This window comes from Sporanaerobium hydrogeniformans, from assembly GCF_002735925.1.
GTDB classification, from domain to species: domain Bacteria; phylum Bacillota; class Clostridia; order Lachnospirales; family Cellulosilyticaceae; genus Sporanaerobium; species Sporanaerobium hydrogeniformans.
In genome coordinates this window covers 213,402-228,561 of record NZ_PEDL01000001.1, presented here as the reverse complement: position 1 = coordinate 228,561, position 15,160 = coordinate 213,402, and the positions used below count along the sequence as shown (strand labels likewise).

Here is a 15,160-nt window from a genome sequence, read left to right as displayed (position 1 = left end):
TATTAATATCTCACCTTACAAAAGATTTTATAACCTGATTTACTTAAAATGTCTGAAAGGCATTTGGAAATATCCGGAAGTCTTAGCTTTTTATATTTCTTTTCTTTTTTGATTATGAAGTTAAAAAAGGAACCTATAAAAGGGATTAAGTAGCCTTTCTACTTAACCCCTTTTATAGGTTCCCTTATATTACATCATCGTTCCACCACCTAAGACCAGTTCATTATCATAAAAGACAATGGCTTGTCCTGGTGTTACTGCACGTTGTTTTTCATCAAACTCACAAATGACTATCTCGTCACTCTGCATTCTAATGGTACAAGGTGCAGCTTGATGGCTATATCTAATCTTAGCTGTACATCTAAGTTCTCCTTCTAACTTTTCAAAAGGCATAAAGTTTACCTTATTTGCATAGACCGTTGTCGTCATAATATCTTCATTTTGTCCGATAACAACCGTATTATCTTCTGGATTAAGCTGGGTGACAAAGACTGGCTTACCCATAGAAAGTCCTAACCCTTTACGTTGACCAATGGTATAGTGAATAAGACCTTTATGTTTTCCAATCACCGTTCCATCCTTCGTGATAAAGTTACCTTCTGGTGATTTCTTTCCAGTTTCTTCTTCAATAAAACGTGCATAATCGTCATCTGGTACAAAACAGATTTCTTGACTATCTGGCTTACTTGCTACTGCTAAACCAATCTCTTTTGCAATAGCACGTACTTCATCTTTTGTATATTCTCCAAGTGGCATCAACGTATGCTCTAGTTGATATTGCGTCAAATTATAGAGCGCATAAGTTTGATCTTTTGCTAAAGTCTTGGATTGTCTCAAGGTATAACGTCCTGTTTTTTCATTCTGTATCACTCTTGCATAATGACCTGTAGCAATGTAATCTGCACCGATTTGAAGTGCTTTGTGAAGCATAGACTCCCATTTTACATAACGATTACAGGCAATACAAGGATTAGGTGTACGTGCGTTTTGATATTCCTCTAAGAAATAATCAATAACATGCTTTTTAAAGTCATCTCTAAAATTAATTACATAATGAGGAATTTCAAGCTTTTGACAGACACGCCTTGCATCATCTACTGCTGAGAGTCCACAGCACCCACCATCTTTATCTTCAGGTGCATCCTTTTGCCAAATCTGCATAGTAATCCCAATAACCTCATAACCTTGCTGCTTTAAAAGATAGGCTGCTACTGAGCTGTCTACCCCACCAGACATACCCACAACAACTTTCTTCTTTACTGCATTAGGCATTGCAACACCCAGAACCTTCTTCATGGTCATGATCGTGCTCATGTACATCTGCTACTGGTTCTTCTAACCCTTCAATTGTAATATTGTTTTTCTTTGCATAATCCCAAAGTGCTGCATGCAGCGATTCTTCAGCAAGAAGTGAGCAGTGCATTTTAACAGGTGGAAGTCCATCTAAAGCTTCTGCTACTGAGCGATTAGTGATTTTAAGAGCTTCTTCAATAGTTTTTCCAATAACAAGTTCAGTTGCCATAGAGCTTGTAGCTACAGCTGCACCACAACCAAAGGTTTTAAATTTTGCATCTGTAATGATACCCTCATCTATTTTAAGATAGACTTTCATAATATCGCCACATTTGGCATTTCCAACAGTTCCTACACCGCTGGCATCTTCAATTTCACCTACATTTCTAGGATTCATAAAATGATCCATTACTTTTTCACTATACATAAAGTTCACCTCGTCTATTTTTTATCTCTTTTATCGTCTTGTTTTCATAGTTATTTGTTTTTGTTTAAGAAGTCTTCATAAAGTGGCGACATGCTTCGCATTCTCTCTACGATAGAAGGCATTTTTTCAAGCACAAAATCAATTTCTTCTTCTGTATTCATACCACCTAGTGTAAAGCGGATAGAACCATGGGCCTTTTCATGTGGAATACCTAAGGCTAAAAGAACATGAGATGGATCTAATGAACCTGACGTACAGGCCGAACCACTTGATGCTGCTACACCATTCATATCTAATAAAAGGAGTAAAGATTCACCTTCTACAAATTCCACACCTACGTTGACATTATTCGCCAAACGCTGTATGCGATGGCCATTTAAACGCGTATAAGGAATTTTCTCTAATAATCCATCAATTAGCTTATCTCGTAATACAGTAAGTTTTTCTATCTTTGCATCAAAATCCTCATAAGCAAGTTCTATAGCTTTACCTAATCCAACGATACCGGGCACATTTTCTGTTCCTGCACGGCGACCTCTTTCTTGACCTCCACCATGAATAAGGTTAGCTATTTTAAGTCCCCTTCTAATATAGAGAGCACCCACTCCTTTAGGTCCATTGATTTTATGAGCAGATAGAGAAAGTAAATCGATGTTTTGCTCTTTTACATCTATCCTTACTTGCCCCATTGCTTGCACTGCATCTGTATGAAAAATAATATGGTGTGCTTTAGCTATCTTACCAATTTCAGATATAGGATTAATCGTACCAATCTCATTGTTTGCATACATAATACTAATAAGAATTGTATTTTCTTTTATAGCTGCTTCAACTGCCTCTGGTGTAATCATGCCCTTCTCATCTACATCTAGATAGGTTACTTCATACCCTTTTTTTTCTAAATATTCACAGGTATGCAAAATGGCATGATGTTCAATTTTAGAGGTAATAATATGATTACCCTTATCCTTATAGGCTTCAGCAATTCCTTTAAGTGCCCAGTTATCTGCTTCTGAACCTCCGCTAGTAAAAAAGATTTCATTTGCATTTGCACCTAGTGTTTTAGCTACTTGTTCTCGTGCTTCATCTACTGCTTTTTTATTGATTTGAGCAATTTGATAGACACTTGAAGGATTTCCAAAACTCTCCATAAAATAAGGAAGCATTGCATCTAAAACTTCTTTTTTAACAGGCGTCGTTGCAGCATTATCTAAATAAATTTTATTCATATTGCTCACTCCTTAGTGTTTAAATGTAATAAATACTTGATGCATTTTCATTTATTTTTTCATAATCATCCATGAGCTGTTTTAACGTAATATTATCAACAACTTTGTTAATACTGTCTCTAATTTTTTCCCATACAGAACGGGTTACACACTTACCATTTAAAGCGCAGTGTACTGTATTGCTTTCACATGTACAATCTGTAGGTGCTAAAGAGCCTTCTAAAGCTCTTAATATCTCTCCGATGGTAATCTCTTCAGGTGGTTTTGCTAAAAAGTAACCCCCTTGAGCACCTCTTACACTGGAGACAAGTCCATTTTTCTTAAGTAATGCAATAAGCTGTTCTAAGTAATTTTCAGATAATGAAAGTCTCTCGGAAATACTTTTCAGAGAAACATGCTTTTCTTTTGAATAAACCGCTAAATCAACCATTGCTTGTAGGCCATAACGCCCTTTAGTTGATAATTTCATTTGTCCACCTCCAATCCCTAGTTATTTCCTAGGAATTATATTTGTAGCATATCATTCCCCTGTTTTTTTGTCAATATACCCATTTATTCTTTTGTCTTTTATTTTTTCTTAACAACTGCATAAGAGACTATGTCAAAACCTCTACCCTATCTATTTTAGCAAAATTCTTCTTAAAGCTCTTGCTAAAATAGGTAGGGTGACGTCTTTTCATAGTCTCTTATACATATTTTTTATTTGATTTGCATATTCTTTAATATATTTAGGAGTTATATAATTAAATGAGCTTTAGACTTAATAAATAATATATTTAAAAATATACTACCTACTAGTAACTTCTGCTCCTCATTTGGCCCCATTTGAGGAGTAGGACTATCTTTTGATATGAAAAGGATTTATAAATCTGAAGCTCATTATTTTAATCATTTAAATTTTTATTCAAAAAGGGGATACTCTACCATTTTACAACTCTATGCTATATCATATGCATTACCTTAAAAAGTGTGCTATTTATTTTATTAATAGTTTATGCAATAACTCTCCTAAAAGGTTCCTTTTTCTTCATTCTTTTCATTTTTTTTGTTTGTTTTTGACTCTTATTAAATTCTTTAAACGTATTTTTATATTTAGTAAAATATGCTATATTTATAGTAGTATACTTATGTATATCATTATACGTTAGGATGTGAATTAAAATGAGTAATACTTCTTTAAAAGACGTTCTTTATGATAAGTCTTATGTTTGTCCTGTATGTAATCGTAAGTTTACCTCAAAAACCATCAAGCTTGGTAAAAACCAAGTTGTATCTGTAGATTTAGATCTTTATCCTCACTATAGTTTGGTAAATCCTTTACTTTACGATATCTTATTTTGTGAATTTTGTGGGTATGCTGCAACTAGTAAAAACTTTGACACACTTCTTCCTAAGCAAAAGGAATGGATTCGTAACCAGATTTGTTCTAACTATAAATCCCATACCTTTAGTGAGTTCGTAACAACAGAAGAAGCCATTTACAAGCATAAAATGGCCTTGCTTGCCTGTCTTACCAAAAAAGGCAAAGTAGGTGAACAAGCTTATATCGCTCTTCATATTGCTTGGCTTTATAGGGATTTAGAGGATACAGAAAATGAAATAGCTTTTTTAGAAAGGGCCTATGATGGATTTTCCACTGCTCTTTCTACTGAACGTTTTCCTATTTTAGGCTTAGATGAAATTACTACCATGTATATGTTAGCAGCTCTTGCCTATAAATTAGGCAAGCCTATAGAAGCAAAAAAATATCTAGGTTCTGTATTAACAACAGCAGGTATCTCTGAACGCGTCAAAGACCGAGCTCTTGATTTGAAAACTATCTTAAATCAAGAATAACTTAATACTTTAAATAATACTACGCTTACATATGCATTCATTTTTATCTAAAAAGGCTAAGTTCTAAAGGAGTCTGTTCCCTTAGACATCTTAGCCTTTTACTTTTACCATGCTGGGTATTTCATCTCCCATTCTGATGTATCCTCATATCCCTTCCATAAATCCTCTGCTATTAATTGAATCTCTTTATTTAATTCTACTTTATCAATAAAATTAACATCGATGTTTTCTATACCTACATAAGTTCCTAAAATATTACCGGTAAGTGCTCCTATTGTCCCACTATTCCCATCATGATTAATAGCTAATCGTAGTGCTGCCATAAAATCATTTGGATAACTCAGTACACAATAAATTGCCATAGCTAAAGCTTCTTCTGCTAAAAAGCCTTGCCCTAAACTTTGAAGCTTCTCCCTTGTAGGCTGTCCACTTGCAGCTAATTCAAGTGCCTTATTGATAGCTCCTACACATTCTTCACTCTTTTCTTGCCCTTTTAAAATACAAAAAGCCTTATTGATAGCCTCTTCTATTTCTTGTCCTTCAACCAAATAATGAATAACTGTTGCAAGGGTACCACTCGCTAAATAACCTGTTGGATGACTATGGGTAATCGCCGCTATGTTCGCTCCCATGTCAAAAACCTTCTCTTCACCTTCAATAAGGCCAACAGGTGAAATACGCATAATTCCACCACACCCTTTACTATCATTAATTGGCTTCTTAATAGATCCCATAACCCCTCTTCCTAAAGTAGTAATACTTGTTAAACCAGGTTCTCTATAAGCATGTAAGCCTTTTACTTTAATAAGCCAACCATCATAATCTTTAGCATTCCAATGAGGTGTTGCTAACCCTTGAGTATATAACCACCTTAAATAAGCTCTAAATACACCTCTCAAAGTAGTATTTAAATCAAGCGGTTCTTGATTCTTATGTGCCTTTACCTTACTTCTTAAAAGACCTTCTGCTGTAAATAAAGTCATTTGTGTATGGTCAGAAATAAACGCTTGAGGTATACCCTGAGGAATAATTAAATATTCCAACCCTTTTTCACCGTATAAACCTTGTATCATGTCATATTTCATAAAAGCTATAGGTGCTCCTAATGCATCTCCAATAGCCCCTCCCATCAAACATCCGTAAAAATGCTGTACCGTTCTCTTCATCAAACATCCCTCCAGCTGCTACCTATTTTCTACTTATCCTAAGTTTAACAATTAAATCGTTATTTTTCAATAAGTATAAAATAATTATTTGTTTTAGTGCTTTTTTGTAGATATTAGCCAAAACAAAAAGGTACAGAAGCTTAATTCTTATCTTTAGCTTCTATACCTTTTATTTCAATTTACTTATTCCAAGATTAAATCATGAATGGCTGCACCAGGTGCTACCATAGGTAATACCATTTCATCAATACCAATCTGACAGTTTAATACAGCAGGCTTATTACTTTCTAATGCTTCTTTAAATGCCCTACTAAATTCTTCTTGTGATGTAATTGTATAACCAGTCACCCCATAAGCCTGTGCTAGAAGTGCAAAGTCTGGTCCTCTATCTAAGGTGCTTTCTGCATAACGTTTTTCATAAAATTTAGTCTGCCATTGACGTACCATACCTAAAGTCGCATTGTTCATAATAACAATAATAACAGGTATATTATAGTATGCGATAGTAGAAAGTTCATTACAATTCATGCGGAAAGAACCATCACCAGCAATATGTACAACCTGCATTTCCGGTTTGCCAATTTGTGCCCCGATGCTGGCTCCCGTTCCATAACCCATTGTTCCAAGCCCACCTGAACTAATAAAAGTTTTAGGTTTCGTATATTTAAAGAACTGTGCAGCCCACATTTGATGTTGGCCTACTTCTGTTGTAATAATGGCCTCTCCTTGTGTTTGGTCATAAATATTTTCAAGAATAAACTCTGGTCTTAGGGTTTCATCCTTTTGATAATCAAAATGGAATTCTTCCTTCCAAGCTCTTACTTGCTCAATCCATGCATCATGTTCCATCTGAGGAATAAGACTGATAAAAGTGGTTAGAATTTCTCTTACATCTCCTATAACTGAGCTATAAACCTTTACATTCTTTCCTACCTCTGCTGGATCAATATCTACATGTAAAATCTTAGCATGTGGTGCAAATTTAGAAACATCACTTATAACGCGGTCACTAAATCTTGCTCCAAGCGCAATGAGTAAGTCACATTCTGTCGTTGCTAAATTAGAAGCCTTGCTACCATGCATACCTATTAAACCAGTTGCTAAGGGATGGGTTTCTGCAAAACCACCAATCCCCATAAGAGAAGTAGCTACAGGTGCTTGAAGTTTCTCTGCAAACTGTAAAAGCTCCTCATGAGCATCACTACGAATGATGCCTCCTCCACTATAAATAAAAGGCTTTCTGGCATTTTTAAGTAAGCTTACAGCTACTTCTATATCTTGCTGCTTAATACGATGCACTGTACGTCCGATGGGTCTTGGTTTCTCTACTTCATACTCACAGAATTGGGCAGAAATATCCTTTGGGATATCAATAAGTACAGGACCCGGTCTACCTGACTGGGCAATATAAAAAGCTTCACGAATAGTATCCGCTAGTTTCGTTACATCCTTTACAATATAATTGTGTTTTGTAATAGGCATCGTTATCCCGGAAATATCTACTTCTTGAAAACTATCTTTTCCCAATAAAGGTGTAGGCACATTACCAGTAATAGCTACCATCGGCACTGAATCCATATACGCTGTAGCAATACCGGTCACTAAATTAGTTGCCCCAGGACCAGAGGTAGCAATACACACCCCTACTTTACCTGTTGCTCTTGCATAGCCATCTGCTGCATGAGAAGCACCTTGCTCATGGGCAGTTAAGATATGACGTATACGGTCTTTATTTTTATAGAGTGCATCATAAATATTGAGTACTTGGCCTCCAGGGTAACCAAAAACAGTATCTACCCCTTGTTCAACTAAGCATTCTATCAGTATTTGCGATCCATTTATGTTCATGCTTCTCCCCCTTATGATTTAAAGATTGCACCTGTATTAGCAGATGATACAAGTTTTGCATAACGTGCTAAATAACCTTTAGTTACTTTTGGCTCTGGTTTTACCCAGTTCATGCGTCTTTTTGCTAGTGTTTCTTCATCTACTTCCAATTCGATCGTACAGGCATTCATATCAATGCTAATAATATCCCCATCTTCTACAAGTGCAATAAGTCCTCCCTCTGCTGCTTCTGGTGAAACATGCCCAATACAGGCACCTCTTGTAGCCCCTGAAAAACGTCCATCTGTAATAAGTGCTACATCTTTATCAAGTCCCATGCCAGCAAGGCAAGCTGTAGGTTGAAGCATTTCTCGCATACCAGGACCACCTTTTGGCCCTTCATAGCGAATAACGACTACATCACCTTTTTCAATTTTACCACCATCAATAGCTACTATAGCTTCTTCTTCACTATTAAATACTTTTGCTTTTCCTTTGTTCACAAGCATCTCAGGTGCAACAGCTGAACGTTTAACAACACAAGTATCCTCTGCCAGATTTCCTTTAAGAACAGCAATACCTCCTGTTACACTATAGGGATTTTCAATAGGACGGATCACCTCTGGGTTTTTATTCATTACTTTCTCCAGATTTTCAGCAATCGTTTTACCTGTTACAGTCATTAAAGAAGTGTCTAAAAGTTTTTGCTTGGTCAGCTCTTTCATAACAGCTGCTACACCACCTGCAAAGTGAAGGTCTTCCATATGATGATGTCCTGCTGGTGCAAGATGACAGAGGTTAGGTGTCTTAGAGCTAATTTCATTAGCCATATCTAAATTGATATGTACGCCTGCTTCATGTGCAATAGCAGGTAAATGAAGCATCGTATTTGTACTACAGCCAAGTGCCATATCAACAGTTAAAGAGTTATTAAAGGCTTTATCATTTAAGATATCACAAATTTTAATATCTTTAGCAAGCATATCCATAACCGCTATACCTGTATATTTTGCTAAACGAATACGTTCTGCAAAAACAGCTGGTGTTGCACCGTTTCCTGGAAGTGCAATACCTAATACTTCACACATACAGTTCATACTATTTGCTGTATACATCCCTGAACAAGAGCCGCAGCCTGGACATGCATGGTTTTCATACTCCCTAAGCTCTTCTTCAGATATCTTTCCTGCATTATAAGCGCCTACAGCTTCAAAGGTTACTGAAAGATTTGTTTTTTTACCATTCACTGTCCCTGCAAGCATTGGACCGCCACTTACAAGTGTGGTTGGCAAATTCATACGTGCAGCCCCCATGAGCATACCTGGTACGATTTTATCACAGTTAGGTACCAGTACAAGACCATCAAAAGCATGAGCTGTTGCCATACATTCAATGGAATCTGCAATGAGTTCCCTTGTTACAAGTGAATATTTCATTCCCTCATGTCCCATAGCAATACCATCACATACACCAATTGCTGGAATTTCAATAGGTGTTCCTCCTGCCATACGTATGCCTGTTTTTACAGCTTCTGTTACTTTATCTAAGTGGGAATGCCCTGGTACAATCTCACTTTTTGCTGTAACTACTCCTATAAGTGGTTTATCTATTTCTTCATCAATATATCCCATTGCTTTAAACAATGAACGATGGGGTACCCTTGCTGCGCCTAACTTTACACGATCACTCTTCATCTTCTATTCTCCTTTACTCTTTTTTCTTTTTAAAACAAGGAAACTTCTAGTTATTCCAAAAGGCTTCCTACATTAGTAAACAAGGGGAAGTTAGCAAAATGCTATTCCCCTGTTTGATTTTCTATTAAAAAATATCCGTTCCATTGCTATTAGCATACTCTTTAAAAGCTGCAAGTAAAGCTTTGGTAATCGGTCCAGCTACACCCTCTCCAATCACCCTTCCATCTACTGTTGTCACTGGAATAGCCTCAGCTGCTGTACCTGTTAAGAAACACTCATCTGCATTATAGACATTAAAAAGTGTGAACTCTTTCTCTACTATTTCATAGCCTAGCTTCTTTGCAAGTTCTATTATAGTACGTCTTGTGATTCCATCTAAAATACCAATATAGATAGGAGGTGTATAAATGACATTGTCTTTTACGATAAAAATATTATCCCCTGTACATTCTGCTACAATACCATCATGGTTCAGCATAAGAGCTTCCGCTGCTCCTGCACGATTGGCTTCAATTTTAGCTAGGATATTATTTAGATAGTTAAGCGATTTGATTTGTGGATCTACAATGGTTGCTTTATTACGTCTTTGGGTTGCTGTAATAAGCGGCATCCCTTTTGTATACATTTCTTCTGGATAAAGTGTGATGCTTCCAGCTATACAGAAAATAGAAGGCTTAGGACATTTTGTAGGACTTAGACCTAAATCCCCTTTTCCCCTTGTAACAACTAAACGAATATAACCATCCTTACAATCATTTCTTCTACAAGTTTCTAAAAGGGCCTCTGTCATTTCTTTTTTAGAAAGTGGAATATCTAACATAATGGCTTTAGCAGCTTCATATAGTCTGTCAATATGGTCTTCACAGCGGAATATCCGTCCATTATAAGCACGAATCCCTTCAAATACACCATCTCCATAAAGCACACCATGGTCAAAGACAGAAATCTTTGCCTCGTCTTCATTTACATATTCACCGTCTAAATAAATAATACGTTTACCCATGTTCCTTCACCTAACCTGTCACTTTTTGTGTGGCACCTTTCTTGCATTATTTTTATTTTTACTACTTGATTAGCTCTTACTTATTGAATAGCATTTACAATTAGCTCGCCCATTTCTTTTGTTCCTACTTGCTTCATACCAGCACTCATAATGTCACCTGTACGGTAGCCTGCATCTAAAGCACTCATAACCGCTTTTTCAATGGCTACAGCTTCTTTTTCTAAATTCAGTGAATAACGAAGCATCATAGCTGCTGAAAGAATGGTTGCAATGGGATTGGCTTTATTTTGACCTGCAATATCTGGCGCACTACCATGGCTTGGTTCATATAGTCCAAGTGACCCTTCTCCTAGAGAAGCTGATGCAAGCATACCGATAGAACCTGTAATAATACTTGCTTCATCTGATAGAATATCCCCAAAAATATTAGAAGTAACAATCACATCAAACTGTTTAGGGTTAACAACAAGCTGCATCGCTGCGTTATCAACATACATAAAAGAGTATTCTACTTCTGGATAATCTTTAGCTACACGATTAACCACTACTCTCCAAAGCCTAGAAGATTCAAGCACATTGGCCTTATCTACTACACACACTTTTTTGCTACGTTTCATAGCTGCATCAAACCCAACACGTGTGATGCGTTCGATTTCTGCCACTGTGTATTTTTCAAGGTCAGAAGCAAATGTTTTACTATCATCTTCTTCACATACTACTTTTTGTTTTTCTCCAAAATAAATACCACTTGTAAGCTCTCTTACAATAAGAATATCCAAACTATCCCCAATGATTTCTTCCTTTAATGGACTAGCGTGTTTAAGCTGTGGATAAAGCACAGCTGGACGAAGGTTTGCAAACAATTTAAGTGCACCACGAATACCTAAAAGTCCTTTTTCTGGGCGATCTCCATTGGGTAAGTTATCCCATTTAGGACCACCTACTGCACCTAGAAGCACTGCATCTGATTGAAGACAAGCATCGATGGTTTCTTGTGGAAGAGAAGATCCTTTATGATCAATAGCTACTCCACCCATCATTTGCTCATCATATGTAAACGTATGACCGTAAACTTCTCCCACTTTATCTAATACTTTAACAGCTTCTGTAACAATATCAGGTCCAATTCCATCACCTGGAAGTGTGACAATTTTAAAATTCATCCCTTTTATCCTCCTTCATACTTTTGCAAGCCTCTTCATCATGTCTTTTCAAGGCTCTATAAATCCCCTCTTCAATGGCTTTTCTAAGAATAAAACACCCTAATTGTTTTCTTTAATATAATTAACAAGTCCATTAGACTTGATGATTTTTTGCATAAATTCTGGGAAAGGCTGCCCTTGGTAAGTTTCACCCTTTGTCACATTAGTAATAAGACCTGTATCAAAATTTACTTCTACTACATCACCTTTACGAATACCATCTGCTGCTGCTTCACACTCTACGATAGGAAGACCAATATTAATAGCATTACGGTAAAAAATACGTGCAAAGGTTCTTGCAATGACACAAGAGATACCTGCTGCTTTAATCGCAATAGGTGCATGCTCACGAGAAGAGCCACAACCAAAGTTTTTATCCGCTACAATGATATCGCCTTCTTTAACTTCTTTTACAAAGTCTGCATCAATATCTTCCATACAATATTTAGCTAATTCTTTAGGATCTGAAGTATTTAAATAACGTGCAGGTATAATAACGTCTGTATCTACATTATCGCCATAGCGAAATACGGTTCCTTTTGCATTCATAATTCTTATTCCTCCTTAAATTAAAGTGTTTCTGGATTAGTAATATAGCCTGTTAAAGCAGATGCTGCTGCTACAGCAGGACTTGCAAGATAAACTTCTGAATCAACATGTCCCATACGTCCTACGAAGTTACGATTTGTAGTAGAAACAGCTCGCTCTCCTGCTGCTAAAATACCCATATGGCCACCTAAGCAAGGCCCACAAGTTGGTGTGCTAAATACAGCACCTGCTTCTACGATATCTTTAATAATGCCTTCTTCAAGTGCTTGTAAATAAATCTTTTGAGTACCTGGGAAAACAATAACACGGATATCTTGACATACTTTTTTACCTTTAAGGATATCTCTGGCAATACGAAGGTCTTCCATGCGACCATTGGTACAAGAACCAATTACCACTTGATCGATTTTTACTTCTTGCACGCCAATCTCATCGATCGTTTTTGTATTTTCTGGAAGATGTGGGAATGCTACAGTTGGACGGATTTTTGCAAGGTCGATTTCATAAACTGCATCATATTCGGCATCTTCATCAGCTTCATAGACTGTGTAGGGTTTTGTGCTATGCTCTTTTACAAATTCTAAAGTTTTTTCATCTACAGGGAATATTCCGTTTTTAGCCCCTGCTTCAATCGCCATATTCGCCATACAAAGACGTGAGTCCATAGAGAGGTTCTTAATACCTTCACCTACAAATTCCATGGATTTATACAGTGCACCATCTACGCCAATCATGCCAATGATATGAAGAATCACATCTTTACCACTTACATGTTTACTTGGCGTACCCGTTAATACAAACTTAAGCGCTGAAGGCACCTTAAACCATGCTTTACCTGTTGCCATACCAGCTGCCATATCTGTACTACCAATACCTGTTGAAAAAGCACCTAATGCACCATACGTACAAGTATGAGAATCCGCACCAATAACTACATCTCCTGGTACAACTAACCCTTTTTCTGGAATAAGCGCATGTTCAATACCCATTTGACCTACTTCAAAGTAATTTTCAATTTCTTTTTCTTTAGCAAACTCTCTAATAAATTTACATTGTTCAGCTGCTTTAATATCTTTATTAGGTGTAAAGTGATCAGGTACAATAGCTACCTTACTTTTATCAAACACACAGTCACAGCCAATTTTATTAAATTCTTTTACAGCTACTGGTGATGTAATATCATTTCCTAATACTAAATCTAATTTTGCTTCAATTAATTGACCTGCTACTACGCTTTCAAGCCCTGCATGTGCTGCCAATATTTTTTGTGTCATTGTCATTCCCATTTCCCAATTCCTCCTTAAGTTTATATCTACTTGCTTTAAAACACTTGATGAACGTTTTATAAATAGGCTTTAAAACGCTTCTCAATATCCTTTATAAGTTTATACTCAATGGAATCAACCAGTGCAATCCAACTCGCTTCTATAATATCAGTTGAAACCCCTACAGTACTCCAATAATCCTCACCATCTGTGGACTCAATAAGCACACGTACCTTCGCAGCTGTTGCTGACTTGGTATCTAATACTCTTACTTTATAGTCAGTAAGGTGAACGGTCTTTAGCTCAGGATAAAAAACTTCTAGGGCTTTTCTAAGGGCCTTATCTAGGGCATTCACCGGTCCCTCTCCCTCTGCTGCTGTCATCTCTACCTTACCATCTACTCTTACTTTAATAATAGCTGAGGAACTGATTTCTTTTGAATGTGAAGGTTCTTCACCTATTGTTTTAAACTCTTCTAAATCAAAAAAAGGTCTATATTTACCTAATGCCTTGCGAACGAGCAATTCAAAGGTTCCATCTGCTCCTTCAAACTGATAACCTTTATGTTCTAATTCCTTAATACGTGCAATAATTTGACCTGTTACAGCATCATCCTTTGTGATATGAGGTGCAATGCGCTGTACCTTTTCTAAAATGGTACTCCGTCCAGCTACCTCTGACATTAAGAATCTTCTTTCATTTCCTACACTATCTGGTACTACGTGTTCAAAAGAAATAGGTGCCTTTGTTACCCCATCAATATGCATACCTGCTTTATGTGTAAAAGCACTTTTTCCTACATAGGGCATATGCTCTCCTAAGGAAATATTAGCTATTTCTGCAATTCGCCTTGCCGCAAGTGTTAACTTCACCATATTTTCTTCGGGTATACATTGATAGCCTCTTTTTAGTTGTAAATTAGGGATAATCGTTGAGAGATTAGCATTTCCACAACGTTCACCAAAGCCTATAAAGGTACCTTGCACATGAGTTGCACCAGCTAAAACAGCCATTATACTGTTGGCTACACCCATACCTGTATCATTATGAGTATGGATCCCTATTTCACACGATATCTTCTCTTTGACGTCACTCATAATCTCAATGACTTCATCAGGAAATGCCCCTCCATTTGTTTCACAAAGCACAATACAATCTGCACCAGCCTTTTGAGCAGTCTCAAGTGTCTTTAACGCATATGCTTGATTATTCTTGTAGCCATCAAAAAAGTGCTCTGCATCAAAAATCACTTCTTTGCCTTTTGCTTTTAAAAAACGAATTGTTTCATCAATCATACATAAATTTTCTTCAAGTGTTGTTTTTATAATGTCTGTCACATGAAAATCCCATGTTTTCCCAAATATAACAACAACAGGTGTATCTGCTACAAGTAAAGACTGCACATTGCTATCTTCTTCTACTTTTATATTTCGTCGTCTGGTGCTTCCAAAAGCTGCAAGTTTTGCATTTTTTAAAGTCACCTTTTTTACTTCTGTAAAAAATTCTAAGTCCTTAGGATTGGAGCCGGGGTTACCGGCTTCAATATAACCCACCCCAAGCTCATCCAAAGTACTTACAATCTTTAATTTATCTGCAACGGAAAAGGAGATACTTTCTGCTTGTGCGCCGTCCCTAAGAGTAGAATCAAATATAGCGATTTTCTTCACTC

General features: G+C 36.7%; 13 protein-coding genes. 1 reads left to right on the top strand and 12 read right to left on the bottom strand.

Going from position 1 to position 15,160, the window contains the following annotated elements:
* Positions 1-189: 189 nt before the first annotated feature.
* From mnmA to CS063_RS01050, 4 genes are read right to left on the bottom strand one after another with little or no spacing between them, the layout of a single operon-like run.
* The gene (gene mnmA, locus CS063_RS01065; RefSeq protein WP_308415396.1) at positions 190-1,302 is read right to left on the bottom strand and encodes a tRNA 2-thiouridine(34) synthase MnmA; all 1,113 of its coding nucleotides are present in this window, start codon (positions 1,300-1,302) and stop codon (positions 190-192) included.
* Positions 1,265-1,720: a Fe-S cluster assembly scaffold protein NifU gene (gene nifU / locus CS063_RS01060; protein ID WP_099447868.1), complete on the bottom strand. Its 456-nt coding sequence runs from the start codon at positions 1,718-1,720 to the stop codon at positions 1,265-1,267. Before nifU ends, mnmA begins: the two co-directional genes overlap by 38 nt.
* Before the next feature lie 50 nt (positions 1,721-1,770).
* Positions 1,771-2,949, bottom strand: a complete 1,179-nt coding sequence (gene nifS / locus CS063_RS01055) for a cysteine desulfurase NifS (protein WP_099447867.1) — start codon at positions 2,947-2,949, stop codon at positions 1,771-1,773.
* A 19-nt stretch (positions 2,950-2,968) separates the two neighbouring features.
* The gene (locus CS063_RS01050; RefSeq protein WP_099447866.1) at positions 2,969-3,418 is read right to left on the bottom strand and encodes an RrF2 family transcriptional regulator; all 450 of its coding nucleotides are present in this window, start codon (positions 3,416-3,418) and stop codon (positions 2,969-2,971) included.
* A 692-nt stretch (positions 3,419-4,110) separates the two neighbouring features.
* On the opposite strand from CS063_RS01050, the gene CS063_RS01045 reads away from it, so the two are divergent.
* Positions 4,111-4,785, top strand: coding sequence for a DUF2225 domain-containing protein (locus CS063_RS01045; RefSeq protein ID WP_099447865.1), 675 nt, complete (start codon positions 4,111-4,113; stop codon positions 4,783-4,785).
* Positions 4,786-4,889: 104 nt separating this feature from the next.
* On the opposite strand, the gene CS063_RS01040 is transcribed toward CS063_RS01045, so the two are convergent.
* The 8 genes from CS063_RS01040 to cimA all read right to left on the bottom strand — a co-directional run bounded on the left by CS063_RS01040 (position 4,890) and on the right by cimA (position 15,158).
* Positions 4,890-5,951 carry an ADP-ribosylglycohydrolase family protein gene (locus tag CS063_RS01040; protein ID WP_099447864.1) on the bottom strand — a complete coding sequence of 354 codons (1,062 nt, stop codon included), beginning with the start codon at positions 5,949-5,951 and terminating at the stop codon, positions 4,890-4,892.
* A 183-nt stretch (positions 5,952-6,134) separates the two neighbouring features.
* Positions 6,135-7,799: a biosynthetic-type acetolactate synthase large subunit gene (ilvB, locus tag CS063_RS01035; RefSeq protein WP_099447863.1), complete on the bottom strand. Its 1,665-nt coding sequence runs from the start codon at positions 7,797-7,799 to the stop codon at positions 6,135-6,137.
* Positions 7,800-7,810: 11 nt separating this feature from the next.
* Positions 7,811-9,472 carry a dihydroxy-acid dehydratase gene (ilvD, locus tag CS063_RS01030; RefSeq protein ID WP_099447862.1) on the bottom strand — a complete coding sequence of 554 codons (1,662 nt, stop codon included), beginning with the start codon at positions 9,470-9,472 and terminating at the stop codon, positions 7,811-7,813.
* Positions 9,473-9,596: 124 nt separating this feature from the next.
* The gene (ilvE, locus tag CS063_RS01025) at positions 9,597-10,475 is read right to left on the bottom strand and encodes a branched-chain-amino-acid transaminase (protein WP_099447861.1); all 879 of its coding nucleotides are present in this window, start codon (positions 10,473-10,475) and stop codon (positions 9,597-9,599) included.
* 80 nt (positions 10,476-10,555) lie between these two features.
* On the bottom strand, positions 10,556-11,638 hold the full coding sequence (gene leuB, locus CS063_RS01020) for a 3-isopropylmalate dehydrogenase (RefSeq protein WP_099447860.1): 1,083 nt from the start codon (positions 11,636-11,638) through the stop codon (positions 10,556-10,558).
* Positions 11,639-11,737: 99 nt separating this feature from the next.
* Entirely contained in the window at positions 11,738-12,226 is a 489-nt protein-coding gene (gene leuD, locus CS063_RS01015) for a 3-isopropylmalate dehydratase small subunit (RefSeq protein WP_099447859.1), read from the bottom strand.
* A gap of 20 nt (positions 12,227-12,246) precedes the next feature.
* A complete protein-coding gene (gene leuC, locus CS063_RS01010) occupies positions 12,247-13,512 on the bottom strand; it encodes a 3-isopropylmalate dehydratase large subunit (RefSeq protein ID WP_099447858.1) in 1,266 nt (421 codons plus the stop codon).
* 56 nt (positions 13,513-13,568) lie between these two features.
* A complete protein-coding gene (gene cimA, locus CS063_RS01005; protein ID WP_099447857.1) occupies positions 13,569-15,158 on the bottom strand; it encodes a citramalate synthase in 1,590 nt (529 codons plus the stop codon).
* Positions 15,159-15,160 lie beyond the last annotated feature (2 nt).

What these genes read in the sequence shown, in the direction of transcription:
- mnmA (WP_308415396.1), bottom strand. Translation starts at nt 1,302, where the DNA reads ATGACCATGAAGAAGGTTCTGGGTGTTGCAATGCCTAATGCAGTAAAG.
- nifU (WP_099447868.1), bottom strand. Translation starts at nt 1,720, where the DNA reads ATGTATAGTGAAAAAGTAATGGATCATTTTATGAATCCTAGAAATGTA.
- nifS (WP_099447867.1), bottom strand. Translation starts at nt 2,949, where the DNA reads ATGAATAAAATTTATTTAGATAATGCTGCAACGACGCCTGTTAAAAAA.
- CS063_RS01050 (WP_099447866.1), bottom strand. Translation starts at nt 3,418, where the DNA reads ATGAAATTATCAACTAAAGGGCGTTATGGCCTACAAGCAATGGTTGAT.
- CS063_RS01045 (WP_099447865.1), top strand. Translation starts at nt 4,111, where the DNA reads ATGAGTAATACTTCTTTAAAAGACGTTCTTTATGATAAGTCTTATGTT.
- CS063_RS01040 (WP_099447864.1), bottom strand. Translation starts at nt 5,951, where the DNA reads ATGAAGAGAACGGTACAGCATTTTTACGGATGTTTGATGGGAGGGGCT.
- ilvB (WP_099447863.1), bottom strand. Translation starts at nt 7,799, where the DNA reads ATGAACATAAATGGATCGCAAATACTGATAGAATGCTTAGTTGAACAA.
- ilvD (WP_099447862.1), bottom strand. Translation starts at nt 9,472, where the DNA reads ATGAAGAGTGATCGTGTAAAGTTAGGCGCAGCAAGGGTACCCCATCGT.
- ilvE (WP_099447861.1), bottom strand. Translation starts at nt 10,475, where the DNA reads ATGGGTAAACGTATTATTTATTTAGACGGTGAATATGTAAATGAAGAC.
- leuB (WP_099447860.1), bottom strand. Translation starts at nt 11,638, where the DNA reads ATGAATTTTAAAATTGTCACACTTCCAGGTGATGGAATTGGACCTGAT.
- leuD (WP_099447859.1), bottom strand. Translation starts at nt 12,226, where the DNA reads ATGAATGCAAAAGGAACCGTATTTCGCTATGGCGATAATGTAGATACA.
- leuC (WP_099447858.1), bottom strand. Translation starts at nt 13,512, where the DNA reads ATGGGAATGACAATGACACAAAAAATATTGGCAGCACATGCAGGGCTT.